The organism is Sphingosinicella humi (assembly GCF_003129465.1).
In the GTDB taxonomy this organism is placed as follows: domain Bacteria; phylum Pseudomonadota; class Alphaproteobacteria; order Sphingomonadales; family Sphingomonadaceae; genus Allosphingosinicella; species Allosphingosinicella humi.
Map to the genome: position 1 here is coordinate 1 of NZ_QFFF01000001.1, position 24456 is coordinate 24456.

Here is a 24456-nt window from a genome sequence, read left to right on the forward strand (position 1 = left end):
CCAGAACCTCAGGAAGCTCGCCAAGCTGATCCCGATGCCGGCACCCGCAACCACCTGAGGAGGATCACACTCTCAATCAGCGCGAGGCCGCTCCGATCCCTGACCGGAGTTTTTCAACGGCATCGGTGGAAAGCGGACGCTTACGGTCACCCGGGCACAACTGCTATTTCGCCCCCGCCCATTGCGATCACCCCCCACTGTGAGCCGCCAACCGAGTAATAAGCGGCCCACCCTTCATAGCCGCACGACTGATTGAAAACATCGATGCGCGTGTTCCCGTCGAAGACGATGTGGAGATCGCCTGTCTCGTGGTCCAGCTGCATCGCTTGAACGACCCGCCCCTGCAACAGCGAAGCGGCCCGCTCCTCGCCATCTATCGGCGACGGCAGTCCGAACCACTGCCCGTCATCTTCGTCACCGAATGCTACCCGCCCATTGGCGACGATCCGCCAAGGCACCTCCAACCCGATGGTGAAGCCATCGCCGAAGTTCGCCCGCCACACAGGCGCTTCGCGCACTATCGAGCAGGTCCGCCCGACGAACGCTTGTTCAAAATCAGCGAAGTAGTCCGGCTCCATTCCGTCGGTTTGGCACCTGCTACGAATGTCCGCAACGGGTCGGGAGCGGATCGACCGTTCCGCAGTTCGGGGGACCGATAGGCGACAGTCGGCTTTGTGGCGCCACTGATTCGGCGACAAGCGGCCGAACGGGGTGGTTAGCGGACATTCGACCGCGCTCGATCATGGGCGTGTTATCTCGGCTGCGAACGACTTAGCTTCGCAATTGGAGGACGACGTGCACGGGCCGCTCACCTCAAGATAGGTCGGCCACTCTTCAGTCCACGGAATGACGATGCTCCCGTCGCGGCGTTGGGGAGCGTTGCCCTCATAGACGACAAACCGCTGGCCGTTTACCTCGACACGATAAAGGTTGAAGTCCTCCACCGGGGCCTCGCGACTGAGGAGCTTGGTTCCCGTCGGAAAGCAGAAGCTCTCGCCGCAGACGGTGGACGATGGCTCCTCGGAGCACGCCAGTAGGCCAGCGATCAGGAGCAACGGGAGTGAACGAGCTACGGGCACGCAGCAATGATGTCAGGCGCCCTGACTGTCTGCAATGGGTCGGGAGCGGATCGACCGTTCCGCAGTTCGGGGGACCGATAGGCGACAGTCGGCTTTGTGGCGCCACTGATTCGGCGACAAGCGGCCGAACGGGGTGGTTAGCCGACATTGCTTCGGGTAGCCTGTTGTTATGGCCTATCATGGCGACAAGGACTTGATGGCACATAAGACCGCTTGCTCATTGGCGGGGGGAGCGGTGATAGGCGGCGCTTTGCTAGCGCTTAGCGCCCTCGCCGGAAGTGGTTGGGTCGTCGCTCGGGTTGTGATCGGCGTGACGATACTCACGATTGGTGCGCTTGGTTTCTATCGGTACTGGCGTGCTATTTGATCTCAGCCTGTCGTTCCAGCCGTTGTTGCACTAGTATCGACTAAGGATGGAAAGCTGCCATTGCTCCTGACATATTGACGCTGGCGTGAAACCGGACAATCGAACTGGCCTTGGCTGCCTCGCCGGCCTCCTCTACTGGGGCGTCGTCGCCATGGCAGTCTTTGGGAATATTGCTGGCGATTGCCTGCCTGGCGATACCTGTCCCTCGGGTGCTGAGCGCAGCATGCGGGCTCTTGCCATATTTTTGATAGCAGTCGCAGTCTTTGTGGCCATCCGAGTGACTATCTCCCGGGTTCAAAGCCGAGGCGACAAAGATGCAAACTAATACGCAGCATACGTTCCCAATGGCGGGAAACAGACCTACGATTGTGGGCCGCAGGTCATTCAGAACATCTCGACCAAGTATAGTGCACAGAATGCAATGATACCGCTCAAAGCTGCGACGATCCGCCCAAAGGGCGAGCCTCGTACCTCGAGCCATATAGCGGCCGCGACCGAAAGCAGCACGAGCAACGGGTAAAGCCAAAATTCTCTTTGTTTTGCGGCGTCACAAGCATGCATCGCTGAACTTTCGTCGCGAGGAAGGCATTCGCCCATGGCCAACCCCAAGAAAACGAGGAAAGCTAGGGCCAATCCTACTAATGTCAGCAGGACGAACACCGCCACGCCAGATCGACCTCTTACAGCACCCATGTCACCCATTTTATTGGGTCACAACGCAGGTCCGCAATGGCTCGGACACAGACGATACAGCCCGTCGCATTGCTAAGGCTGATGCGTCGAGTTGAAGAGGTCGTCGAGTACCTGGTGCAACGCGCTCGCAGCCTGGCTCCAACAGCTAAGGTCATCCGGCGCCGACCCCGTCTGCCTTCCGGTAGTCAGCACGAGAACCGGAGTACCGCCGTTGCTGACAATAAGCGTCTCCGGCTGCCTGCCTTCTCGACAGGCTTGGTGGATCAATCCTTCGGCCACGGCGCGCGCATAGCCTGCCCGGGCCGCCGCCAGACGCTCCCCATTGAGCTTTCCCGCGCTCACAGGCCGCTCCAGTCCTGTGTCATTACAGACCTTTCGCGGCGCTGTAGTTGTGAAGGTATATTGACCGGTTCGCAGGTCTATTCTCACGTTTCCGGCCGGGCAAAATTCCGAATGACCGATGGTCGAGACGATCCACGCGGTCCCGCCGAGATCGACCGGGTTTGAAGATGGTGCGGGCCCGCCTGCAAGTAGAAAGGCTGCGAGGACTAAAAGCATCTGCCGATCGTCTCACGGCTCTCGAAGGTTCGCAATGCGTCGATTTCCGACATAGCCGACGCGAGCTGTCCAACGTGCGTTTTCCGGAAGAAAGATCCCTCGCACGAACGTCCGCTATGGGTGGGAAGCAGACGCTTAGCTCAGGGCGGGTTCCAGCATACTTTCATGAACGTCGATGGCATCCCCACCTTCAAACTCCACGAGGTACACGGTGCCGTCGGGGAATTGGGCAAAGTGGCTTCCGCGCGGGTCCTGCTCGGCGGTGACACCGATCACCCAAGCCTTCGAGCCGGGACGCAATTCTATGGGTGCATCGCTCCTGATGCACACGATGTCGCCATACGTGAACATGGCGCTTTGTCGCCCACCTGACGAGTGTCCGCAACGGGTCGGGAGCGGATCGACCGTTCCGCAGTTCGGGGGACCGATAGGCGACAGTCGGCTTTGTGGCGCCACTGACTCGGCGATAAGCGGCCGAACGGGGTGGAACGCGGACATACAATACGTCATCCTGCGAAGGTGATTGCCCTGCCCAAATTCCTTATGCCCGTTGCTCTCGTTACCGCATTGTCGTGCGCTTCTGGAGATTGCTCGCCGTCGAAAGAGTGGGTTATAGCAAGTTCTATGGAGCCGATGCCGATGCCCGGCTCATATAAGCCCATCCTCTACGCTCAGGAGACGGAGCAAGGCAGTTGGCAATGGGTGATGTATTTCAATCGGTTCCGCCAATCGCAACCCACCAGCGGAGACTACCAGAGACTCCTCACGGAGATAGCGACCGCGACTGAGCTCAGCCCGCAGCCCCTCCTGTTATTCAGTTTCGCCGAGGGTCATACCTGCGGCGAGTTGAGCGACGTCCGCAAAGGCATAGTGCGGGCAGCAAAATGTTCGAAGGATGGCGTCCCCTGCATCGAGGGAACTTTGGCGGAGCTTCTCGCCTCGGGCTAATGTCCGGATTGGATCGATTTCAGACATTCCGAAAGCTAGCGTAGTCGATGAAAACGGACAAAAAACTATCTCGGAAGCGCGTCAAACTCGCTGAAGGAGACGTATTTGAGTTCGCCGTGCCTGACGGGCCGCTCCCAATAGCGAGCGGCTCCGCCTTGACGTTGACCAGGTCTCCCCGATCCTGACCATGTGACTCAAACAGAAAGCCTCGAAGAAAGCCCGCGCCACGCAATAAGGCTATGCGTCGCGCATCTGAGCGCTTCTTCCCTCACGAGCGCGCCGTCGGGCTGCTGCGCGGGGCTAAGGCGGGCAGCCTGAGCTAAACCTCCGCCCGGCTGGCTTGCCGCCGTAGCTTTAGCGAAGGATGGTGGAGCCGAGGGGGATCGAACCCCTGACCTCTACACTGCCAGTGTAGCGCTCTCCCAGCTGAGCTACGGCCCCGATATCTCCGCCGGCTGGTGCCTCGGCGGGCTGTGGGCGCTGCCTCTAGGATAGGAGGCAGCGCTTGCCAAGAGGGTTTTAGCTGTCTTCGTCGTCGTCGCCGCCTTTGGCGACGCCGATATCGTCGTCACCGCCGAGATCGACCTCGTCGTCCGGATTCTCCTCGGCATCCTCGTCGATGTCGAGATCGTCCTCGTCGGCGAGGTCCGCATCTTCCTTCTCGGGCGCGTCGGCCTTCTTCTTCGGCTCGTCGAAGGGCAAGGGCTGCTTCGATTTGAGCACCGGCTCCGGCTCCCACGCGACGCCGCATTCGATGCACGTCACCGGGTCTTCCTTGCCGAGATCGTAGAAGCGGGTGCCACATTTCGGGCAGGTCCGCTTGGTCCCCCATTCCGCTTTCACCATGGGTGAAGTGTCTCCAAAAGAAATTGAAAATCGGCGCCCCGGCCGAATGGCCCGGCGGCTTTCGCGGCGCGCCTTGCCACATGGGTGGGCCGCTGTCAAAAGCCAAGCCCATGAAGCAGTCGGAGCGGGGCGACGCGGCTCAGCCAGCGACTTTCGGGCCGGGCGGGCCGCTCAAGGGGCGAGCGGCCGTTCCCGGCGATAAATCCATCTCGCATCGGGCGCTGATGTTCGCCGCCATGGCCGCCGGCCGGAGCCGGATCGAGGGGCTGTCGGAGGGCGGCGACGTCCGCGCCACGGCCGAGGCGCTGGGGGCGATGGGCGTCGGCATCGCGCGGCGCCTGGGCGGCTGGGACGTGGACGGAGTCGGCGCCGGCGCCCTGCTTCAGCCCGCGCGGGCGCTGGACATGGGCAATAGCGGCACGTCGACGCGGCTGCTGATGGGCCTTGTCGCCACCCATCCGATCGCCGCCACCTTCATCGGCGACGAATCGCTCTGCCGCCGTCCCATGGACCGGGTGATCGCGCCCTTGAGCCGCCTCGGCGCCGACGTCGCCGCGAGCGCCGGCGGGCGGCTCCCCCTCACCCTCCGCGGCCTCTCCGGCGCCGTCGCGACGGAGTTCAGGCTCGCGGTCGCTTCGGCCCAGGTCAAATCCGCCCTGCTGCTCGCCGGCCTCAACGCCTCCGGCACAACCCGCGTGATCGAGCCGGTGCCGACCCGCGATCATACCGAGCGGATGCTGAAGGCCTTCGGCGCCGACATAGAGACCGGGGCGATGGAGGACGGCGAACGCCTGGTATCGCTGAAGGGCGAAGCCGAATTGACCCCGCGCATCGTCGCGGTGCCCGCCGACCCCTCTTCCGCCGCCTTCCTGATCGTGGCGGCGCTGATCGTGCCCGGCTCGGAAATCCGTCTCGACGGCGTCGGCGTCAATCCGACTCGGATCGGCCTGTTCGAGACGCTGCGCGCGATGGGCGCAGACCTCACCTTCGAGAATCCCCGCGACCTCGGCGGCGAGCCCGTTGCCGACATCATCGTCCGCCACTCGCCCCTCGAAGCCGTCGACGTGCCTCCGGAAGTCGTCCCCGCCATGATCGACGAGTTCCCGATCTTCTTCGTCGCCGCCGCTTTCGCCCGGGGTGAGAGCCGCGCGCGCGGCCTCGCCGAGCTTCGCGTCAAGGAATCGGACCGCATCGCCGCCATGGCCCGCGGCCTCCGGGCGATCGGCGCCAAGGTCGAGGAGGCGGAGGACGGGCTCGCCATCGAGGGCAGCGGCGGCGACCCGCTCCCCGGCGGCGCCACCGTCGCCTCCGAGCTCGACCACCGCATCGCGATGAGCTTCGCGGTGGCTGGCCTCCACTGCCGCCAGCCGCTAACGGTCGACGACATGACCCCAGTCGAAACCAGCTTTCCCGGCTTCACCGCCACCCTCCGGGCGCTCGCCGCGGCATGATCATCGCCGTCGACGGACCGGCCGCCAGCGGCAAGGGCACCATCGCCCGCGCGCTTGCCGCCCACTACCGGCTGCCGCACATGGACACGGGCCTCCTCTACCGCGCGGTGGCCTTGAACCTGCTGCGCTGGGGCGGCGATCCGGAGAGCGAGTTCCAGGCCCTCCGCGCCTGCGATTTCAGCCAGATCGATTTCGCCGATCCCGAATTGAAGAGCGAGACGGCCGGCGGCATCGCCTCGCGCATCTCGGTCTATCCCGCCGTCCGCGCCGCGCTCGCCCAGCGCCAGCGCGACTTCGCCGGCCAGGCGGGCGGCGCCGTCCTCGACGGCCGCGACATCGGCACCGTCATCGCGCCCCATGCCGAGGCCAAGCTCTTCGTCACCGCCCGTCCCGAGGTCCGCGCCCGGCGCCGCTTCGACGAGCTCCGCCAGCGCGGCGTCACCACCCATTATGAGGACGTCCTCATCGACATCCGCGCCCGCGACGATCGCGACAGCCACCGCGCCGCCGCGCCGCTGCGCCGGGCCGAGGACGCCCACCTCCTCGACACCAGCGACCTCGACCGCGAGGCCGCCATCGCCGCCGCCATCGCGCTGGTGGAGCGCGCCCGCGCCTAGAACACCCTGATTCGAGGCTCCACCGCCGGCCGCATCAGCTCGGTCATCGCCCACACCATCGCATCGGCGCGATCGGGGCTCCGGCCCGGCCCCTCATAGCCGCCCGCCTGGATCAGCCCCGCCAGCTCGTCCTCCAGCTCGGGAAAGCAGCCCGCCAGCTTCGCCCGCCCGCCTTCGAACCGCGTCGCCACCGGCTCGGCCCGCGCCGCCTTGCCCCGGCTCGCGCTGACCAGCTTCACCGGCAGCGCCCCGTCCACCTGCCTCAGCACGCTCTCCACCATGTCGCCGCCCTGGTTCTTCTCCGCCACGACCCGGTCGGCGCCCCAGGCCTCCGCCGCCCGCGCCACCGCCCGCGCCCACCCTTCGGGCCGCATCCCCGAGACGCTGCAATCGGCGAGCACATAGACGCTATCGTCCCTGCCAAGGCCGCACACGACGATCCCGCAGGCATCACCCTCCGCGCTGACGGGCGGATCGACGCCGACCACGACCCGCCTCAGCTCCCCCCGAGGCAAAGTACCACTTTGCCTCGATCGTTCTATCATCGCCCGCGTCCACAGCGCTCCCTTGGGCGTGTCGAACAGCACCCCGTCCAGCTCCTGCCGCCCGAGCCGCGTGCCGCCATAGGTCTCCGCCAGCCACGCGCGCACCGCGCCGGAGAGATGCGCATTCTCCTCCGTCCGCCCGCACGTCTCGACCGTGTCCTTCAGCGCCCGCACCCGGTGCAATATCGCCACCGACCGCGGCGTCGTCGTCACCACCATCCGCGGTCGCTCCCCCAGCCGCATCCCCATCATCAGATTGTCCCACGCCGCGTCCGCCTGCCTCCATTTCGCCAGCTCGTCCGCCCAGGCGAAATGATGCTCCGGCCCGCGCAGTTTCTCCGGCGCCGCCGCCGAATAGACGAACGCCTCCGCGCCCGAGGAAAAGCTGAGCACGCCCCGCGTCGGCCGCCAGCGCGGCGCCTCCCCCGTCCGCGCCACGGCGATGAGCCCGCTCGGTCCCTCGATCATCACCTTGACGACCTCGTCCCGGCTCCCGCCGACGAGAGCGATCGCGGCCCCCGGATTTTCCCGCGCCCGCGCCGAGATCCACTCCGCCCCCGCCCGCGTCTTGCCGAACCCCCGCCCCGCCATCAACAGCCACACCCGCCAGCCGTCCCCCGGTGGCTCCCCCTGCCCCCCATGCGCCTGCCAGGCGAAGAATTCCTCCCCGATCCGCCGCTTCACCGGCTCCGACAGCCCCTTCACGAACCGCTCCCAAGTCTCGACGTCCCCCGCCGCCATCTTGCCCGCCAGCAGGAGCAGATCCCCAAAGTCCGCGTAATCCGTCATGGCCCCGATCATCCTGAGCAGTCGCCGAAGACGGCGTGTCGAAGGTCGAAATCGGCGTGATCGTCCAATCTCATCGCTCGCCTCCAAGGCTGTCGAATTCGCGCGCAGAGACGCAGAGACGCGGAGGTCATTCTCGCGCCACGCGAAGCGTGAACTTGTCGTCGCCCTGCCGGCATTGAGGATAAGATTGGCTGCGCCGCCTTGAGGCGAGCGCTGGGCTCTCTGCGCCTCTGCGTCTTGGCCAGAGGCCAAGTTTATCCTGAGCGCCTGCAGGCAGACGAAGGGCGTGAAATAACGGTGTACGGACGCGCCAGACGTGAGACGGCTTGCTAGGCTTTGGAACCCTCACTCGCCGAAGGCGGCTCGCTCACCCGCACCCCGAACGCCGCCAGCCTTTTTACCAGCGCCTCGCGCACCTCGGCGTTCGTCGCCACGCGCGGCGTCGCCCCCCGCTTGGGATAGCCCGCCAGCCGCCGCTCATGCTCGCGGAGCAGCTGGATCGCCAGCGCCGGATCGACCGCCTCCAGCTCCGGCGCGTCGAGATCGCCGTCGATCCCGATCGGCGTCTCCCGCGCCCGCGTCTCCAGCAGCTTCGCCTTCAGCCGCGCCACCCCCTGCTCCAGCGCCCGGTCCCACGCTTCGGCAAAGCGCTCGTCGTTCATCCGGTGCTTGAACACGGTCTTGTAATTGACCCCCGCCCGCTCGGCCGACAGCTTCACGTTGCACGTCGCCGCGAACCATTCGAGAAACAGGCTCCGCCGCGCCTCGTCGAACAACTTCCGCCCGCCCGTCCGCGCGACCTGCAAAGGTCGGTTCTTCCCCGGCACCACCCGCTCCCCCTCATCGTCATTGCGAGCCGCAGAGCCGCGCGGCCATCCAACCTCTTCCGAGTCCCGATCATCCTGAGCCTGTCGAAGGGTCGAGAGGCGCCCTTCCTCGTCGTTCGTCCCGAGCGAAGTCGAGGGGCGCTCTTCCGCCCTCTCCGACTTTTTATCCATCCCCACCTCCCGCCTGCGCCGAGCCTGTCGAAGTGCACATGAAAAAAGGCCGCACCGGCGCCGCCGCGCGACCTCTTCTGTTCCGATCATCCTGAGCTTGCCAGCCCCAGACGCCGATCTGGGGTCGAAGGACGCCCCGAACTTGCCTGCCCTGATGGAGATCAGGAATTCGGGGTCCACCTACACTTCTTCAGCTTGGCTGGCATGTGCCATATTAGCGTCACGATGTCAAGTCCATTTCACCTATCTGGTTCTATTAGTTCTCGGCACCCTGTTCAATATGCGCCCATGCCGGTCATTCCACGGCAGCTTCAACGATCCAGAAAGCTGCCGTAGCTGATCACGCCCTGTCACTTAGGGAGGCCGAGCACGTCGACCTTCCAGCCGTGATAGCTGTAGAGGAACTCGCCGCTGCTCTCCCGGTCGGTGAGCTTCACCCGCATGCGAAAGCGCGTGCCGACCGGGTGCTTGGTTGTCAGCGCTTTCGAGCACTCGATCGACAAATCTTGGCCGAACGGCTGACCGGGTGCCGGACGCATGTGCACCTTGCCATGGCGACCCGACATGCCCGAGGGGACGAAGCTCTCGGCGATGATCGTGACGTATGGATTGTCCTTCGCCATCAGTCGATCCGCTCGAGCACGAACGTGCCCTCGTTCTCATCGAGTTCGACCACACGCATCTTCAGGTCCGGGTGGGGGAAGCTGCGGTCGATCGACCTAGGCGCCGCCTTCTTGTCCTTGGCTATCAAAATGATGACGCTGACGATGCCGTTGAGATGATCGCGCGCGTGCACTAGGTTCTCGATCAACTCGACGAAGCCTGGGCGCGATTTCCACTCCCCGGGCTTGTCGCTGCTCCAGCTGCGGTAGATCTTCGTGCCGTTTTCGAACCTGTCCTGCCACAGCCGCACGGCAACGGTTGAACCATCGACGCTGCGACCCGACCAGCTCCACCTGATGTTCTTTGGCTTGACCCTGAAGAACTCAAACGCCTGACTGTGATTCCCCGCCATCCATCTCTCCTCTGGATGGCAGCATAGCCGGGACCAACTGGTAGGCAACTGGCTGACGTTTGCACGGACTGGCTGTAACCCGCGACACTCCGCGTCGGAGACGTAGGCCTGTTTGGATCGATAGCTGCCTGGATCGGGTGATCGGCGCTGAAGTCGTCGACGGGTGGGTGTTGCCGCTCTCCGCCGTGGTGGCCGCCGTCGTCCGCTTCTGGTTCTTCGTCGTCGCGCCTTGAGTAGCTGCAGAATGTCCGCGTCACACGGCTTGTTACTGGGAACCTGCCGGTATTGAACCGGCCAAGCACGGTCCCACGCTGTGGAGCATCTCGTTTACACAGAGAAGCCTTGGTAGCTACGTCCCATATGAACAAGTCGACCGGGCGGGTCATCCACTGGAGGAGCAGCGCAATCGTTCCTGCCTAGAAGGGCCAGTACCACCACCACAAGAACACCGTCAGCGCGAACGCCAGCAAGTCGACTACAGTTTTAATGGCATACCAAAAGGCCCATGACCTCAAAGTGACGATCATGCCGGACATCGTCCCAATCACCACAATAGTGGGCAATGCAAAATACCAGCGGAAGGTCGCAAAGCCCCACACGAGAATGGCGAAGAAGGAAAGACCGGCGGCAATACCGATTAGGCTTGAGCTGATCCCACTTGTATCGGGAACACCCCCCTAACTGCCAGAAGCTGTGTGCGGCCGACAATCACCTGCACGACCATGGCGACAACGAACAATGCATACGACATCGCGCCCCCCTCCCCGATGGATTGCCCGTCCATTTGGGTTTCTGTCAATCCAGGAGCTCACCGCGAGCTAGTTCGCTCGTTCGTCGCAGTCCTCGGGAATGGGTCCGAATTGCTTCCTCACGGTCCGAATGCTGTCGGCCCGCTTGCGGCCAGTTCCTGTCACTCCGCTGAGCGCCCATTCGCCGGATATCACCGCCGCTGAGCGGCAGCTATGGGCGGAGAGCAGGCGTCGAACGATCACTGCCAGCGGTCGCCCGCCTGCTTCACATAGCGGCGCCAGACATAGCCCCACGGGATCACTAGCGGCATTAGAATGACACCGAAGAGGGTGGCCTTAAGATCTTCCGTGGTCACGGGCGTCAATTGCCCGGACGACCATTGCGGGAGCCCGTAAGCGACCACCCAGATCACCTTCCACAGGAATTCGAACATCAGGAGCGGCAGCATCTGCAGCGGGTAACGAAGACCCAAAAAGGCGAGCGCCCAGACTCCGCCGAGCAAGGCAGGAATGATTCCGCGTTCGGTGATCGGGTGAGCGACGATTTCAGGAACAATCATCCCGCCTAGACCGACGATGAGCAGGAGATAAGTGGCCCGCAGCACGTATAGGCGGGTGAGGGAGACCTCATCGGCGCCGGATGCGGACGCTTCGAGGACGCGTGTTGCCGTTAAAGCCATTTGCTTTCTCCTTGGTCAGGAAGCGGAGCGGAAAACTCCGGTTGGTAGCTGTGTGGAATCCGGTTGAAACTTGAGCAGGTCGCCGGGCTGGCAATCGAGCACCTCGCAGATCGCCTCGAGCGTCGAGAAACGGATCGCCCTCGCCTTGCCGGTCTTCAGGATCGATAGATTGGCGAGCGTAATGCCGATGCGGTCGGCGAGTTCGGTCAGGGTCATCCGACGTTCGTGGAGCAGGTCGTCGAGCTTGACGGCGATCGCCATGTCACACCGTCCCTTCCAGGTCTTCGCGCATCAGCGTGCCTTCGGCGAAAACGCGCGCGAGGATGAAGGTCAGGAGCACGGCCAGCCAGCCGCTGGGCGAGAAGCCGGCATCGAGATGAAGCGGATGGGCCGGGGTCGAAATCGCCTCGCCGATGCCGCCGATGACGAGGCTGAGAACCTGGAGTCCGAGCAACGCCCAGGCGATGGCATGCAGATGGGAGGCATTTGCGGCGACGAACGGATCGCCCCTGCGCACCGTTTCCACGATCACGAGCAGCCGCCTGAGAACGACGGCGTTGAGGGGGACGGCGACGAGGCCGAACACCGCGATCGCCCGCAACCCCATGATCATCGAGGGGATTCCGGAGGAGGGGGTGATGCCGAGCGCGGTGAACGTCCATTCCTCGGCAACAATGGTGGCGATCAGCAGGGCGAGGATGGCCGCGCCGTACAGCCAGTTGAGGAGGATAAGGACGCGTAGTGTGATCCAGGCAATGGGCAGCGCGGATGAGTATGCCACTTGAAATCTCCGACTCGAGATATTGATAAACGATATCTCTCTTATCGAATTTCGGCAATACAAATGCATTGGATGGAATGCAGCTAAAGGCGCCGGGAGCGTATGGCCGCTTTCGCCCTGGACAGCTCAAGAGGTCCGCTCTTGGTCAAAGGCCGCCCTATGGCCGCAGCAAACACCCCTTGCGGACAAACGCTCCCTTCCACTATACGCCGCCCCGTCCAGCGGGCGCTGCGCCCGTGGGAGTTGCGACGAGACAGCGCGTAAGGGGCGGCTGAGCGATTTCCAGCCGGGTCAAAGACCCTCGGAAATCGCGGTCTGGAAACCGCCGAGCAGTTCCACACAGTGGAAATCCTCGGAAGGCCCGCCTTTGACGCGCCTTTTTGCTTGTCGGGCTTCCACGCCTCCGCCCGCCGGGACAGCCGCGATCGGCATGGGGCCGCCGCGGCAGTCGGGTTCAAAAGACCAGGGGAGACAACCTCTGGCCGGCAAAAGACACCAGAAGGACACTCTTATTTATGGCCACTTCGGCAAATCCCACCCGCGAGGATTTCGCGGCGCTCCTCAACCAGACTCTCGGCGGCGAAGACGAAGGCTTTGAAGGCAAGGTCGTCAAGGGCACCGTCACCGGCATCGAGAACGACATGGCCGTCATCGACGTCGGCCTCAAATCCGAAGGCCGCGTTGCGCTGCGCGAATTCGCCGCGCCGGGCCAGAAGGCCGACATAAACGTCGGCGACGAAGTCGAAGTCTATGTCGACCGCGTCGAGAACCACCAGGGCGAAGCGATGCTGTCGCGCGATCGCGCCCGCCGCGAGGCCGCCTGGGACGCGCTCGAAAAGGAATTCAACGACACCGCCCGCGTCGAGGGCGTGATCTTCGGCCGCGTCAAGGGCGGCTTCACGGTCGACCTCAATGGCGCCGTCGCCTTCCTGCCGGGCAGCCAGGTCGACATCCGCCCGGTCCGCGACGTGACCCCGCTGATGGACATTCCGCAGCCCTTCCAGATCCTGAAGATGGACCGCCGCCGCGGCAATATCGTCGTCTCGCGCCGCGCCATCCTCGAGGAAACCCGCGCCGAGCAGCGTTCGGGCCTAATCCAGTCGCTGACCGAAGGCCAGGTGATCGACGGCGTCGTCAAGAACATCACCGATTACGGCGCCTTCGTCGATCTGGGCGGCATCGACGGCCTGCTCCACGTCACCGATTTGAGCTACAAGCGCGTCGGCCACCCGTCGGAGATGATCAACATCGGCGACACGGTGAAGGTGCAGATCATCCGCATCAACCGCGAGACGCAGCGCATCTCGCTCGGCATGAAGCAGCTCGAGAGCGATCCGTGGGAAGGCGCGTCGGCCAAATATCCGGTCGACGGCGTGTTCACGGGCCGCGTCACCAACATCACCGAATATGGCGCCTTCGTGGAGCTGGAGCCGGGCATCGAGGGCCTGGTCCACGTCTCCGAGATGAGCTGGACCAAGAAGAACGTCCATCCGGGCAAGATCGTCTCGACCAGCCAGGAGGTCGACGTGTCGATCCTCGAGGTCGACGAGGACAAGCGCCGCATCAGCCTCGGCCTCAAGCAGGCCCAGGCCAATCCGTGGGCGGCCTTCGCCGAGAAGCATCCGGTCGGCACCGAGGTCGAGGGCGAGGTCAAGAACGCGACCGAGTTCGGCCTGTTCATCGGTCTCGAGGGCGACGTCGACGGCATGGTCCACATGTCGGACATCGCCTGGGGCATTTCGGGCGAGGACGCGCTCAACCTCCACCACAAGGGCGAGGTCGTGAAGGCCGTGGTGCTCGACGTGGACGTGGAGAAGGAGCGCATCTCGCTCGGCATGAAGCAGCTTGAGCGCGGCGGCGTGTCGGCGGCGACCGCGACCGGCGGCGGCGTCAAGAAGAACGACGTCGTCACCGTCACCGTGCTCGAGGTTCGCGACGGCGGGCTCGAGGTCCAGGTCGGCGACGACGGGGCCACCGGCTTCATCAAGCGCACCGACTTGGGCCGCGACCGCGACGAGCAGCGTCCGGAGCGTTTCCAGGTCGGCCAGAAGCTCGACGCGATGGTGACCGGCTTCGATCGCTCGAAGAAGCCCAACTTCTCCGTCAAGGCGATGCAGATCGCCGAGGAGAAGCAGGCCGTCGCCCAATACGGCTCGTCCGACTCCGGCGCCAGCCTCGGCGACATCCTCGGCGAAGCCCTCAAGCAAAAAAACACCTAACCCAACCCTCACCGCTGCGGCGGACTGGAAAGCCTCGCTTCGACCTTCGCGTTGAGGCGAGGCTTTTTTGGGAAAAGCATCGTCCGGTCAGTTGTTGCGTTTTGCCGGATTCGGTGCGATTGATCTCGATCAAGCGCCGCGGCGGGGGCAGCGGCGCGTTCATTTTGCGCAACTCTTTGGATGCCCGCCTGCAGGAGGCCTTGGCCTTGATACGATCCGAACTGGTCCAACAGCTGTGCCAAGATCACCCCGATCTCACCGTGAAGGAAATCGAGCGGGTAGTGAGTGCCTTCTTTGATTCGATCATCGCCCAACTGCAGAATGGCGGCCGCGTCGAGCTGAGGGGCTTCGGCGCCTTTTCGACGCGCGAGCGTGACGCGCGCAAGGGCCGCAACCCGCGGACGGGGGATGCCGTGGACGTCGCCGCCAAGCGCGTCCCCTATTTCAAACCCGGCAAGGAAATGCGCGAGCGCCTGAACGTCTGAGGGCGCTCATCGCCGCCTGACCTTTGCGCCAGGGCCGACTAAGGCTATGCGGCCCACTGTGCGGACGTGGCGGAATCGGTAGACGCTGGAGACTTAAAATCTTCTGCCCTTCTGGGCGTGCGGGTTCGAGTCCCGCCGTCCGCACCAGCGCTCAGGCGACTTCGGACGGCTCCGTCCTCACCGCGATCCATTCGCAGCGGTCGAGACTGATCGGATTCAGGAACATGCCGCCCATCCGACCGCCGATCTGCCAACGCACCTGCGCTTGAACCTCGCCGATCCCGGGGACGTCGAGGGCGACCGAACTGCCGATGGCGATCGGCTCGCAGCACTCGGCCATGAAGCCGCACTGCGACACATCACGGATGCGGACTTCGACGCTGTAGCAGGCCGTCGGACGAAGTTGGGCGATGGCCGACACCTTGGTCCGCCCGACCCGGCGCTCACGAAAGTGGCCAGGCATTTCCCGATCGGATTCCATCCTTCCACCCCCACCAAGACCCCTGAGCTATCCACCCGCCATAAAGAATTCGTTAACGGGTAGGCACCGGCTCGCGCAAAAGCCCTAATAATCGTTCCGGCACTGGGCTATCGATCGGGCCGATGGCGATTCGGTCACATAGGACACGCGCCCTTGTCGCCGGCGCCTTGCTCTGGATCGCGGGCTGCTCGGAACCGGAGACTGGCCCCATCGTGGTCAGCGCGATCGGCGGACCGCCGGAACTCGTCAATCCGAACCTGAAGCGACTGGATGCGGCCTCGGCCTTCCTGATCGAGGCGGTCGGCCAGGGGCTGGTCCAGTTCGACGCCACCGGCCAGGTTCAGCCAGCTCTGGCGCAGAGCTGGATCGTGTCGGACGATGGCCTGCGTTACACTTTTCGCCTCGCCCGCCTTCGCGGGCCCGACGGCGAGCCCATTACCGCCGAGCAGGTGACGGAGAGATTGCAGGCCGTGATGAGCCGGGCGAGCAGCAACGCGCTGAAGTCGCAGCTCGGCGTCATCGAAGACATCGAGGCGATGACCGATGATGTGCTCGAGATCAGCCTCAAATCGCCGCGCCCGAATTTTCTCCAGCTGCTTGCCCAGCCCGAAATGGGCATCCTGCTCGACGGGCAAGGCACGGGTCCGCTCCGCATAGCGGGGGCGGCGGACGGCGCGGTCCGGTTGGAACCGCCCGAAGGGGACGAAGACGACGGTGCGGCCGAACCGGAGGGGCCGCGGATCCTTCTCAGGGGCGAGCCGGCGGCTCTGGCCGTTGCCCGCTTCAGCCGCGGCCTTGCCGATCTCGTCATCGGCGGCACGGCGGGCAATCTGCCGATAGCGCGCGCAGCCGAGCCGGATGCGGCCGCGCTCCGCTTCGATCCGGTCGCCGGCTTGTTCGGCCTCATTTTCACGAGCGATGAGGGGTGGCTCGCCGCCCCGGAAGTCCGGCGGGCGCTCAGCATGGCCATCGACCGAACCGAACTGGTGACGGCGCTTGGCGTGCCGGAGCTTCAGCCCCGCACATCGCTGGTGCCTGACGGGATCGAGGATCTACCCCAGCCCGGCCAGCCCGCATGGGCGGCCGATCCATTGCCCATGCGGCGGGAACAGGCGAGGCAGCTGGTCGAAACCGCCTTGGAAGGCGAGGAGCCCCCTCCCCTGCGCGTCGCGGTGCCGGAGGGGCCTGGTTATCGCCTGGTCTTCGCCCATCTGCGGCGCGACTGGCGCGCCATTGGCCTGCGGGTGGAGCGGGTCGCCGCGGGGGAGGCGGCGGACCTTCGTCTCATCGACCGCGTCGCTCCCGCCGCGCTCGCGGGCTGGTATCTGCGCCGCTTCACCTGCGACAGAAGCGCCATCTGCGACCCCGAGGCGGACCGACTCCTGGCAGCGGCGAGGATCGAGATGTGGACGGCCGGCCGGCAAACGCTGATGGCGGCCGCCGACCGCCGCCTGACCGACGCCACGCCCTTCATTCCGATTACCGCGCCGGTGCGTTGGTCGCTGGTATCGCCGCGCCTCACCGGTTTCCAGCTCAACGCCTTCAGCCGGCATCTGCCGGAGACGCTGGTTGCACCGGCGCCCTAGACGCCCCAATTGAGGCAGAGGAAAGGACACTCGCCCGTGCCGACGCCGCACAAACCGTTCGAAACCTTGGCCGATCAACTGCCGATCGGCCGCGATCCGGCATCGGTTCGCCGCCGGCTGGAGGCGATGGAGGCGGTGCTCGAACGCTTGTTCGTCGTCCCGGGGATCAACCGGCCGGTCGGCCTCGATTCCATCCTCGGACTCGTGCCGGTGGTGGGCGACATCGTCACCGCCTCCATGGGCGCTTGGCTCGTCTGGGAGGCGCGGAACCTTGGCATGTCCAAGTTCCAGCTGGCGCGCATGGCGGGCAACGTCGGCATCGACGCGGTGCTGGGCGCAGTGCCGATTGTCGGCGACCTGTTCGACTTCGCCTTCCGCTCGAACAGCCGGAACCTTCGCATCATCAAGCGCTATCTCGACAAGCACCATCCCGGCACCATTATGGTGGAAGGGGAAGCGGTGGCGATCGATCGATAGGGCGATCGCCAACTCTCGGACTTCTCTTGAACCCTAGGCGGAGGCGCCCTCCGCGTCGGCGGGGATGCGGTCTTCATAATCCTGCTCGAACTGAGCGTTGCGGGCCCAGAAGGGGCGCGGCGGCCGCTGGGCGAGGACATCCTCCAGCACATCCAGATGGAGGTGCCATCCGCCGGAGACGTTCACCATCATCGCCCGGCTCGGGAGGCGGCTGTGCGTGAGGGTGATCAGCGTCCCCTCCCCGCGCGGCTCCAGCGCCCAGGAGACCCGGTTCGGCGGCCCCTCCTCCTCGAACCAGTCGAAGACGAGGAGCCGTGGCGGTTCGACCGTGACGATCTCGCCCTTCGACACCATGCCTTCATATTGGCGATATTTCTCGGGCACCTCCTCGTCGTCCGGCGCGAGCTCGGAGTTGCGGAAGATGAGCGTGACGGAGCCGCCCGGGCGCAGTTCCATCTCGCCGCCCGCGAACCATTTACGGCGAAGCTCGGACTGGGTGAGATAATCCCATACCCGCTCGATCGGCGCCGAAAGCAGCCGCTCGAAGCGGACTGCCCCCGACTCCATGACGATGCCATAGTCGCTCATTCCGTCTCCTCCCTGAGTGCCGTTTCCAGCGCGTCGAGGCGACCGCCCCAGAAGCCGCGGATGCGATCCAGCCAGGCATCGACGGCGGCGAGACCTTCGAGGTCCAGGCTGTAGATACGCCGTTGGCCGTCGACCTCCACCCGCACCAGCCCGGCCTCCCGCAGCGCCTTCAGATGCTGCGAAACAGCGGGCGCACTCAGCGGGAAGGCCTGGGCCAGATCGCCAGCGGCACGAGGGCCGCGGCTCAGCAGCTCGATCATCCGGCGGCGATTGGGCTCGGCAAGGGCGGCGAACAGGTCCATGCGCCTCTTATTACGCCATGACTTAATTAAGTCAACGACGAACTAAGCAACACCCTCACGAAGGGCAAGCCGGTCCTACTTCTCGCCCTCCACCAGCACCCGGTTGAGGAACGCCGTCAGCAAAGCGGCGCGCTTGGCGTCTTCGGCATGATCGGCGCCCACCGAGTGGCCGCCTTCCATATATTCGTGGAAGTAGACCGGGTTGCCATATTCCTCGAGCCGCGCGGCCATCTTGCGGGCGTGGCCCGGATGGACGCGGTCGTCGAGGGTCGAGGAGTAGAAGAACACCGGCGGGTAACCCACGCCCTTCTCGATATTCTGATAGGGCGAATATTTCGAGATGAAGGCCCACTGCTCGGGATTGTCCGGATCGCCATATTCGCCGACCCACGACGCCCCGGCGAGCAGCTTGTGGTAGCGTTTCATGTCGCCGAGCGGCGAGCCGGAGATGACCGCGCCATAGAGGTCCGGCCGCTGGTTCACCGCCGCGCCGACCAGCACGCCGCCGTTCGAGCGCCCGGAAATGGCGATCTTGCCCTTAGGGCTGACGCCGGTGCTGACGAGATGTTCGGCGACGGCGTGAAGGTCGTCGAAGCTCCTCTGCCTGTTCTCGAGCAGCGCCGCCTCGTGCCAGCGCGGTCCATATTCGCCGCCGCCCCGGATGTTGGCGAGCACATAGGCATTGCCTTCCTCAACCCAGAACAAGCCGAGCGGCCCGGCGCGGTAGGGTTGCTGGGTGAGATAGGTCGGCGTCTGCGCGGCGCGGAAGCCGCCATAGGCGTGGATCAGCGCCGGCACCGCCCCGTCCACGCCCTTCTTGCGGACCAGGAAATAAGGAATGCGCGTACCGTCCTTCGACGTTGCGAAGCGCTGCTCCACCGTGAACTGGCTGGCGTCGAACTTGGCCGGCAGCGCCTGCACGACCCGCGGCGTGGCCCCTGCCTTGACCGCGTAGAGCGCGGGCGGGTTCAGCATGCCCTCGACCGTCGCGAAGGCGAGATCAGCTTCGCCGGCCGCGTCGAGCAGGTGCACAGTCATGTTGGGCTCGAGCGAGACGGGGGCTCGGTTCCACGATCCGTCTTCGCCAAGCGTCAGGGCAAAGAGCTTGCCGGACACGTCGTCCAGCGCCTTCACCCACAGCACATTGTCGGAAGCCGCGACCTCCTCGATCGCCTGGCTCTCGCTCGGCGCCATGACCAGCTCGGGCGCGGCCGGGCGTCCGGCGGCGATGTCGGCGAGCGAATACGCGACGATGGCGCCGGCGGGCAGCGTCTCGCTGCCTGCCGTCAGCGGCGAGTTGAGGCTGGCGATCAGCCGCCCGTCGAAGACGTCGCGAAAGTCGGCGTCCTCGGGCAGCGGCGTCTGGATGAGCTTGCCCGGCCCCTGGTAGAGCCACAGCTCGCCGGTCCAGAAGGTCTCGCCCTTGTTGAGGAAGGTCCAGCGCTTGTCGTCGCCCATCACCGAGAATGGCGAGACGCTGACATCGGTCTTGGCGCCTTCCATCACCGTCACAGCCTCGCTCAGCGGCGTGCCGCGCTTCCAGAGCTTGGCGATGCGGCCGTAACCGGAGGTGGTGAGACTCTCCGGACCATAGTCGGTGACGACGAGCAGGCTGTTCTCATCCACCCAGTCGACATTGGTCTTCGCCTCCGGGATCGTGAAGCCGCCGTCCACGAACTGGCCGGTGGTGATGTCGAACTCGCGCACCACGTCCGCGTCGGTGCCGCCGGGACTCAGCGAGACGAGGCAGCGCGTATAATCGGGCGCGAGGCAGTCGGCGCCGTGCCAGACCCAGCTCTTGCCCTCCTTCTTGCCGAGCGCGTCGACGTCGATCAGCACCCGCCATTCGGGCTTGCCCCCGACATAGGTATCGAGCGAAGCGATCCGCCACAGCCCGCGCGGATTCTTCGCGTCGCGCCAGAGATTGGTGACCCTGTCGCCGAGCACGTCTTCCGGGGCCGCGATCTGCTGCTCGTCGTCGAGGATGGCCTTCGCCCGCTGGCGATAATCCTCGTAGCGCGGCATCTTGGCGAGGACCCCTTCGGTCTCGGCGTTCCACTCCTTCACCTGGGTCAGCGCCCGCTCCCCCTGTATCTCCTCGAGCCAGAGATAGGGATCCTCGGCCGCAGGCGGCGTGGCTGCGACGGTGACAAGCAGGGCGGCAACGGACAGGATGGGACGATACAAGGCGGATCTCCGATGTTTCGGTGCCGCGGAAAGCTAAAGGGTGGCGACGCGGCTGTCACTACCGGGGAACACGCAGCATCCGCCCCTTTGGCAAGCAATCTTGACTTGACGTTTACGTAAACTAGAGAGGCTGAAAAGCCAGAAACAGGAGCCTTTGCATGACCAAGACCGACCTCGTCGCCAAGATGGGCGAGCACAACGCCTTCGTTCCCGGCAAGCGCATCAAGCTCGACTTCGGCGGCAGCGAGGGCGCGATCATGCTTGACGGCGTCGCCAATGCGGTGACGGAGGAAGACGGCGCGGCCGACACCACCATCAAGATCAGCTGGGCCGATTGGGAAGCGCTCACCAAGGGCCAGCTCGACGCCATGACCGCCTTCATGCAGGGCAAGCTCAAGGTAGAAGGCGACATGTCCAACGCCATGCAGCTCCAGGGCGTGCTGACGAAGCTGAAGGCGTAAGCGCTACCGTCATTGCGAGCGGAGCGAAGCAATCCAGTGCGGCGGTTCGGCTAGCACTGGATTGCTTCGTCGCATCCGCTCCTCGCAATGACGAACAGCGGCAAAGTTGAAACCTCATTCAGGTTCGCTTGACCCGCACCGGTCCGGGCCGTTATGCGCGGCCCGAGACCAAGGGAGGCGCGGTTCATGCAGAAAATCTATCCGGATGCCGATGGGGCGCTCGAAGGGCTGCTGTTCGACGGCATGACCATTTGCGCCGGGGGCTTCGGCCTTTGCGGCATTCCGGAGCGGCTGATCGACGCCATCCAGAAGAGCGGCGTCAAGGACCTTACCATCGCCTCCAACAATGCCGGCATCGACAATGAGGGCCTCGGCAAGCTGCTCCGCTCCCGCCAGGTGAAGAAGATGATCTCCTCCTACGTCGGCGAGAACAAGGAGTTCGAGCGCCAATATCTGGCGGGCGAGCTGGAGGTGGAATTCTGCCCCCAGGGGACGCTCGCCGAGCGCTGCCGGGCCGGCGGCGCGGGCATCCCGGGCTTCTACACCAAGACCGGCGTCGGCACGATCGTCGCCGAGGGCAAGGAGCATAAGGAGTTCGACGGGGAGACCTACATCCTCGAACGCGGCATCCGCGCCGACCTTTCGATTGTGAAGGGCTGGAAGGCCGACGAGATGGGCAACCTCGTCTTCCGCAAGACCGCCCGCAACTTCAACCAGCCGATGGCCACCGCCGGCAAGATCTGCGTCGCCGAGGTGGAGGAGATCGTACCAGTCGGGAGCCTCGATCCGGACTGCATCCACCTGCCGAGCATCTATGTGAAGCGCCTCGTTCTCGGTGCGCCCTACGACAAGAAAATCGAGTTCCGGACCGTTCGTGAAAGGGAGGCCGCCTGATGCCCTGGGATCGCAATCAGATGGCCGCGCGGGCGGCGAAGGAGCTTCGCGACGGCTATTACGTCAATCTCGGCATCGGGATTCCGACGCTCGTCGCCAACAACATCCCGGAGGGGATGACGGTGACGCTCCAGTCCGAGAACGGGATGCTGGGCATCGGCCCCTTCCCCTACGACGACGAGGTCGATCCCGATCTCATCAACGCCGGCAAGCAGACGGTGAGCGAGCTGCCGCAGACGGCCTATTTCGGGTCCGAGCAGAGCTTCGCCATGATCCGCGGCGGGCATATCGATCTCGCCGTGCTCGGCGCGATGGAGGTGGCCGAGAATGGCGACATCGCCAACTGGATGATCCCGGGCAAGATGATCAAGGGCATGGGCGGCGCGATGGACCTCGTCGCCGGCGTCAAGAAGATCATCGTCGTCATGGAACATACGTCCAAGAACGGCGATCCCAAGTTCATCCCGGAATGCACCCTGCCGCTCACCGGCCAGAATGTCGTCGACATGATCGTCACCGACCTCTGCGTCTTCCAGCGGCCGGACCATGACAGCCCCTTCAGGCTGATCGAGCTGGCGCCGGACGTGACCGTCGAGGAAGTGGCGGCGAAGACGACCGCGCGCTACGAGCCGTAGACGTTTCGTTCGTCGGGGGCGAACGCTAATGTGGGGTGTTGATGATGAAGCGAGCCATCGTAGCGACCGCGGCCTTTCTGGCCTTTACCGGGATGCAGGCCCCTCCGGCCGAAAAGCCTCCCCTCTCCCTCTGGCGCCTCGATTGCGGCACGCTCGACATCGATGACCTCGGCGTCTTTTCCGACACCGGCCTCTATTCGGGTCAGAAGAAGACCCTGGTGGCGAGCTGCTACCTGATCCGCAACGGCGACCGCCTGCTGCTGTGGGATACAGGCGTGGACGGCGCGCTGGCGGGCAAGCCGAAGGACGCGGAAGGCACCTTCCTCAAGGAAAAGCTGGTCACGCAGCTCGAACGGATCGGGGTGAGCCCGGCGGATGTGACTTATGTGGGCATCAGCCACTATCATTTTGACCACACCGGCCAGGTGGCGGATTTCCCCAATGCCACCCTACTCACCGGCAAGGGCGACTGGGACGTCATCAATGTCTGGCCGCCCGCGAAGGAGCGCTTCGCCCATTGGCTGAGCGGCGGCGGCAAGGTCGAGCCGCTCGAACGCGACAAGGACGTGTTCGGCGACGGCCGCGTCACGATTCTGCAGATGCCCGGCCATACCGAAGGGCATCAGGTCCTGCTCGTCCACCTCGCCAGCGGCCCCGTGCTGATCTCGGGCGACCAGTATCACTTCACCGAGAATCGCGAGGTGGGCGGCGTCCCCAGCTTCAACGTCGATCGCGCCGACACCCTTGCCTCGCACGATCGCTTTGAAAAGCTGGCGAAGAATGTCGGTGCCAAGGTCATCATCCAGCACGAGCCGGACGACATCGCCAAGCTCCCGGCCTTTCCCGAGGCGGCGCGGTGAACGTCATTGCGAGCGTAGCGAAGCAATCCAGGCCGGCGCCGATGGATTGCCGCGTCGCTGCGCTCCTCGCAATGACAGGGAGGCCATGATGCGCGCATTGCTCTCGCGCGCTCCCGGCGGACCGGAGACTCTCGAACTCGCCGAACTTCCCGATCCCGCACCCGCCAGGGGCCAGCTGCTCGTGCGGGTCAAGGCCTGCGCCATCAACTATCCCGACGTGCTGGTGATCGAGGACAAATACCAGTTCAAGCCGGAGCGGCCGTTCGCGCCGGGCGGCGAGATCGCTGGCGTCGTCGAGGCCGTGGGCGAAGGGGTGAGGGGCTGGTCCGAAGGGGATCGCCTGATCGCTGTCGTCCGCCAGGGAGGCCTGTCGGAGAAGATCGTCATCGATGCGGCCACGGCGCTGCCGCTCCCGCACGAGCGGAGCTTCGAGGAAGGCTCGGCGCTGCTGCTGACCTATGCCACTGCCATCCACGCGCTCCTCGACCGCGGTCGGCTCGAGGCCGGGCAGACCTTGCTGGTGCTCGGCGCCGCCGGCGGCGTGGGTCTTGCGGCGGTGGAGCTCGGCGAGGCGTTCGGGGCGCGGGTGATCGCCGCCGTGTCGTCGGAAGAGAAAGCGGAAGCGGCGCGGCAGGCGGGCGCGAACGAGGTCCTCGTCTACCCGCGCGGACCCTTCGACAAGGACCAGTCGAGGGCGCTGGCACAGATGTTCAAGGAGGCCGTGGGGCCGAACGGTGCCGACGTGATCCTCGATCCCGTCGGCGGCGACTATGCCGAGCCGGCGTTGCGCTCCATTGCTTGGGAAGGACGCTATCTCGTCGTCGGCTTTCCGGCCGGCATTCCGAAGCTGCCGCTCAACCTCACCCTGCTCAAGAGCTGCGACGTGTGCGGCGTCTTCTGGGGCGCCTTCGCCATGCGCGATCCCGAGGCGAACGCCGCGCATATCCGCACGCTCTTCCGCTTGTGGGACGAAGGCCGGATCGCGCCCCGGATCAGCCGCACCTGGCCGCTGGAGCGAGGCGGCGAAGCCATCGCCCACATGGCCGCGCGGGAGGCTATCGGCAAACTGGTCGTGACGATGGACTAATTCCTTGCCTCAGCCAAGCTTATGGGGATCGCTCCACGCGCTGCGCGCAAGTAGGGAATGGTGATGTTGCACCCGTCG

General features: G+C 64.9%; 25 protein-coding genes and 2 tRNA genes. 12 read left to right on the forward strand and 15 right to left on the reverse strand.

Annotation, left to right across the window (positions count from 1 at the left end; genetic code table 11):
- Positions 1-146: 146 nt before the first annotated feature.
- The 4 genes from DF286_RS00005 to DF286_RS00040 form a co-directional block, all read right to left on the reverse strand.
- Positions 147-578 carry a DUF6188 family protein gene (locus DF286_RS00005; protein WP_109269573.1) on the reverse strand — a complete coding sequence of 144 codons (432 nt, stop codon included), beginning with the start codon at positions 576-578 and terminating at the stop codon, positions 147-149.
- 2254 nt (positions 579-2832) lie between these two features.
- On the reverse strand, positions 2833-3048 hold the full coding sequence (locus tag DF286_RS00025; protein WP_109269576.1) for a hypothetical protein: 216 nt from the start codon (positions 3046-3048) through the stop codon (positions 2833-2835).
- 962 nt (positions 3049-4010) lie between these two features.
- Positions 4011-4086 (reverse strand) — tRNA-Ala (locus DF286_RS00035).
- A 78-nt stretch (positions 4087-4164) separates the two neighbouring features.
- Positions 4165-4491: a TIGR02300 family protein gene (locus tag DF286_RS00040; RefSeq protein ID WP_109269578.1), complete on the reverse strand. Its 327-nt coding sequence runs from the start codon at positions 4489-4491 to the stop codon at positions 4165-4167.
- Positions 4492-4601: 110 nt separating this feature from the next.
- On the opposite strand from DF286_RS00040, the gene aroA reads away from it, so the two are divergent.
- Positions 4602-5942 (forward strand): 3-phosphoshikimate 1-carboxyvinyltransferase, encoded by a 1341-nt coding sequence (gene aroA, locus DF286_RS00045; protein ID WP_109271889.1) that lies wholly within the window; start codon positions 4602-4604, stop codon positions 5940-5942.
- Complete coding sequence (cmk, locus tag DF286_RS00050; protein WP_109269579.1) at positions 5939-6559, forward strand: (d)CMP kinase; 621 nt, start codon at positions 5939-5941, stop codon at positions 6557-6559. Before aroA ends, cmk begins: the two co-directional genes overlap by 4 nt.
- Here cmk and DF286_RS00055 read toward each other — a convergent pair.
- The 7 genes from DF286_RS00055 to DF286_RS00085 all read right to left on the reverse strand — a co-directional run bounded on the left by DF286_RS00055 (position 6556) and on the right by DF286_RS00085 (position 12116).
- Positions 6556-7893 (reverse strand): DNA-packaging protein, encoded by a 1338-nt coding sequence (locus tag DF286_RS00055; RefSeq protein WP_109269580.1) that lies wholly within the window; start codon positions 7891-7893, stop codon positions 6556-6558. The two genes, cmk and DF286_RS00055, sit on opposite strands and share 4 nt — an antisense overlap.
- Positions 7894-8222: 329 nt before the next feature.
- Positions 8223-8891, reverse strand: a complete 669-nt coding sequence (locus tag DF286_RS15005; protein WP_158274576.1) for a hypothetical protein — start codon at positions 8889-8891, stop codon at positions 8223-8225.
- Between the two features lie 350 nt (positions 8892-9241).
- Positions 9242-9514 (reverse strand): hypothetical protein, encoded by a 273-nt coding sequence (locus DF286_RS00065; protein ID WP_109269581.1) that lies wholly within the window; start codon positions 9512-9514, stop codon positions 9242-9244.
- Positions 9514-9906 (reverse strand): hypothetical protein, encoded by a 393-nt coding sequence (locus tag DF286_RS00070; protein ID WP_109269582.1) that lies wholly within the window; start codon positions 9904-9906, stop codon positions 9514-9516. The genes DF286_RS00065 and DF286_RS00070 overlap by 1 nt, the downstream gene beginning before the upstream one ends.
- Positions 9907-10894: 988 nt before the next feature.
- On the reverse strand, positions 10895-11335 hold the full coding sequence (locus tag DF286_RS00075) for a hypothetical protein (RefSeq protein WP_109269583.1): 441 nt from the start codon (positions 11333-11335) through the stop codon (positions 10895-10897).
- A 15-nt stretch (positions 11336-11350) separates the two neighbouring features.
- A complete protein-coding gene (locus tag DF286_RS00080; RefSeq protein ID WP_109269584.1) occupies positions 11351-11596 on the reverse strand; it encodes a helix-turn-helix domain-containing protein in 246 nt (81 codons plus the stop codon).
- 1 nt (position 11597) lies between these two features.
- A complete protein-coding gene (locus DF286_RS00085) occupies positions 11598-12116 on the reverse strand; it encodes a DUF2975 domain-containing protein (protein WP_158274577.1) in 519 nt (172 codons plus the stop codon).
- Between the two features lie 515 nt (positions 12117-12631).
- On the opposite strand from DF286_RS00085, the gene rpsA reads away from it, so the two are divergent.
- From rpsA to DF286_RS00100, 3 genes are all read left to right on the forward strand, one after another.
- Positions 12632-14335: a 30S ribosomal protein S1 gene (gene rpsA, locus DF286_RS00090; protein WP_109269586.1), complete on the forward strand. Its 1704-nt coding sequence runs from the start codon at positions 12632-12634 to the stop codon at positions 14333-14335.
- Positions 14336-14541: 206 nt separating this feature from the next.
- Complete coding sequence (locus DF286_RS00095; protein WP_109271890.1) at positions 14542-14820, forward strand: integration host factor subunit beta; 279 nt, start codon at positions 14542-14544, stop codon at positions 14818-14820.
- Between the two features lie 60 nt (positions 14821-14880).
- Positions 14881-14967: transfer RNA gene (locus DF286_RS00100), tRNA-Leu, on the forward strand.
- Positions 14968-14971: 4 nt separating this feature from the next.
- Here DF286_RS00100 and DF286_RS00105 read toward each other — a convergent pair.
- Positions 14972-15283: a hypothetical protein gene (locus tag DF286_RS00105; protein ID WP_146193536.1), complete on the reverse strand. Its 312-nt coding sequence runs from the start codon at positions 15281-15283 to the stop codon at positions 14972-14974.
- Between the two features lie 140 nt (positions 15284-15423).
- Here DF286_RS00105 and DF286_RS00110 point away from each other — a divergent pair, with 140 nt between their 5' ends.
- Together DF286_RS00110 and DF286_RS00115 are read left to right on the forward strand one after the other, a co-directional pair.
- Complete coding sequence (locus tag DF286_RS00110) at positions 15424-16887, forward strand: ABC transporter substrate-binding protein (protein ID WP_109269588.1); 1464 nt, start codon at positions 15424-15426, stop codon at positions 16885-16887.
- A gap of 36 nt (positions 16888-16923) precedes the next feature.
- Positions 16924-17364: a DUF4112 domain-containing protein gene (locus tag DF286_RS00115; protein ID WP_243444663.1), complete on the forward strand. Its 441-nt coding sequence runs from the start codon at positions 16924-16926 to the stop codon at positions 17362-17364.
- A 33-nt stretch (positions 17365-17397) separates the two neighbouring features.
- On the opposite strand, the gene DF286_RS00120 is transcribed toward DF286_RS00115, so the two are convergent.
- The 3 genes from DF286_RS00120 to DF286_RS00130 all read right to left on the reverse strand — a co-directional run bounded on the left by DF286_RS00120 (position 17398) and on the right by DF286_RS00130 (position 20441).
- Entirely contained in the window at positions 17398-17952 is a 555-nt protein-coding gene (locus DF286_RS00120; protein ID WP_109269589.1) for an SRPBCC family protein, read from the reverse strand.
- Entirely contained in the window at positions 17949-18254 is a 306-nt protein-coding gene (locus DF286_RS00125; protein WP_109269590.1) for an ArsR/SmtB family transcription factor, read from the reverse strand. Before DF286_RS00125 ends, DF286_RS00120 begins: the two co-directional genes overlap by 4 nt.
- Before the next feature lie 75 nt (positions 18255-18329).
- Complete coding sequence (locus DF286_RS00130; protein WP_109269591.1) at positions 18330-20441, reverse strand: prolyl oligopeptidase family serine peptidase; 2112 nt, start codon at positions 20439-20441, stop codon at positions 18330-18332.
- A 158-nt stretch (positions 20442-20599) separates the two neighbouring features.
- On the opposite strand from DF286_RS00130, the gene DF286_RS00135 reads away from it, so the two are divergent.
- The 5 genes from DF286_RS00135 (at position 20600) to DF286_RS00155 (ending at position 24378) form a co-directional block, all read left to right on the forward strand.
- On the forward strand, positions 20600-20902 hold the full coding sequence (locus DF286_RS00135; RefSeq protein ID WP_109269592.1) for an SCP2 sterol-binding domain-containing protein: 303 nt from the start codon (positions 20600-20602) through the stop codon (positions 20900-20902).
- 186 nt (positions 20903-21088) lie between these two features.
- The gene (locus DF286_RS00140) at positions 21089-21796 is read left to right on the forward strand and encodes a CoA transferase subunit A (protein ID WP_109269593.1); all 708 of its coding nucleotides are present in this window, start codon (positions 21089-21091) and stop codon (positions 21794-21796) included.
- Positions 21796-22431 (forward strand): CoA transferase subunit B, encoded by a 636-nt coding sequence (locus DF286_RS00145; RefSeq protein ID WP_109269594.1) that lies wholly within the window; start codon positions 21796-21798, stop codon positions 22429-22431. Before DF286_RS00140 ends, DF286_RS00145 begins: the two co-directional genes overlap by 1 nt.
- A gap of 41 nt (positions 22432-22472) precedes the next feature.
- The gene (locus DF286_RS00150; protein WP_243444664.1) at positions 22473-23291 is read left to right on the forward strand and encodes an N-acyl homoserine lactonase family protein; all 819 of its coding nucleotides are present in this window, start codon (positions 22473-22475) and stop codon (positions 23289-23291) included.
- An 88-nt stretch (positions 23292-23379) separates the two neighbouring features.
- Positions 23380-24378: an NADPH:quinone oxidoreductase family protein gene (locus DF286_RS00155; RefSeq protein WP_170303911.1), complete on the forward strand. Its 999-nt coding sequence runs from the start codon at positions 23380-23382 to the stop codon at positions 24376-24378.
- Positions 24379-24456: the final 78 nt, after the last annotated feature.

Coding starts and splice junctions, on each gene's coding strand:
- DF286_RS00075 (WP_109269583.1), bottom strand. CDS start 11,335: ATGGCTTTAACGGCAACACGCGTCCTCGAAGCGTCCGCATCCGGCGCC.
- DF286_RS00135 (WP_109269592.1), top strand. CDS start 20,600: ATGACCAAGACCGACCTCGTCGCCAAGATGGGCGAGCACAACGCCTTC.
- DF286_RS00070 (WP_109269582.1), bottom strand. CDS start 9,906: ATGGCGGGGAATCACAGTCAGGCGTTTGAGTTCTTCAGGGTCAAGCCA.
- DF286_RS00110 (WP_109269588.1), top strand. CDS start 15,424: ATGGCGATTCGGTCACATAGGACACGCGCCCTTGTCGCCGGCGCCTTG.
- DF286_RS00080 (WP_109269584.1), bottom strand. CDS start 11,596: ATGGCGATCGCCGTCAAGCTCGACGACCTGCTCCACGAACGTCGGATG.
- rpsA (WP_109269586.1), top strand. CDS start 12,632: ATGGCCACTTCGGCAAATCCCACCCGCGAGGATTTCGCGGCGCTCCTC.
- DF286_RS00155 (WP_170303911.1), top strand. CDS start 23,380: ATGCGCGCATTGCTCTCGCGCGCTCCCGGCGGACCGGAGACTCTCGAA.
- DF286_RS00065 (WP_109269581.1), bottom strand. CDS start 9,514: ATGGCGAAGGACAATCCATACGTCACGATCATCGCCGAGAGCTTCGTC.
- cmk (WP_109269579.1), top strand. CDS start 5,939: ATGATCATCGCCGTCGACGGACCGGCCGCCAGCGGCAAGGGCACCATC.
- DF286_RS00040 (WP_109269578.1), bottom strand. CDS start 4,491: ATGGTGAAAGCGGAATGGGGGACCAAGCGGACCTGCCCGAAATGTGGC.
- DF286_RS00025 (WP_109269576.1), bottom strand. CDS start 3,048: ATGTTCACGTATGGCGACATCGTGTGCATCAGGAGCGATGCACCCATA.
- DF286_RS00150 (WP_243444664.1), top strand. CDS start 22,473: ATGATGAAGCGAGCCATCGTAGCGACCGCGGCCTTTCTGGCCTTTACC.
- DF286_RS00055 (WP_109269580.1), bottom strand. CDS start 7,893: ATGACGGATTACGCGGACTTTGGGGATCTGCTCCTGCTGGCGGGCAAG.
- DF286_RS00145 (WP_109269594.1), top strand. CDS start 21,796: ATGCCCTGGGATCGCAATCAGATGGCCGCGCGGGCGGCGAAGGAGCTT.
- DF286_RS00125 (WP_109269590.1), bottom strand. CDS start 18,254: ATGGACCTGTTCGCCGCCCTTGCCGAGCCCAATCGCCGCCGGATGATC.
- DF286_RS00120 (WP_109269589.1), bottom strand. CDS start 17,952: ATGAGCGACTATGGCATCGTCATGGAGTCGGGGGCAGTCCGCTTCGAG.
- DF286_RS00140 (WP_109269593.1), top strand. CDS start 21,089: ATGCAGAAAATCTATCCGGATGCCGATGGGGCGCTCGAAGGGCTGCTG.
- DF286_RS00005 (WP_109269573.1), bottom strand. CDS start 578: ATGGAGCCGGACTACTTCGCTGATTTTGAACAAGCGTTCGTCGGGCGG.
- DF286_RS00105 (WP_146193536.1), bottom strand. CDS start 15,283: ATGCCTGGCCACTTTCGTGAGCGCCGGGTCGGGCGGACCAAGGTGTCG.
- DF286_RS15005 (WP_158274576.1), bottom strand. CDS start 8,891: ATGGATAAAAAGTCGGAGAGGGCGGAAGAGCGCCCCTCGACTTCGCTC.
- aroA (WP_109271889.1), top strand. CDS start 4,602: ATGAAGCAGTCGGAGCGGGGCGACGCGGCTCAGCCAGCGACTTTCGGG.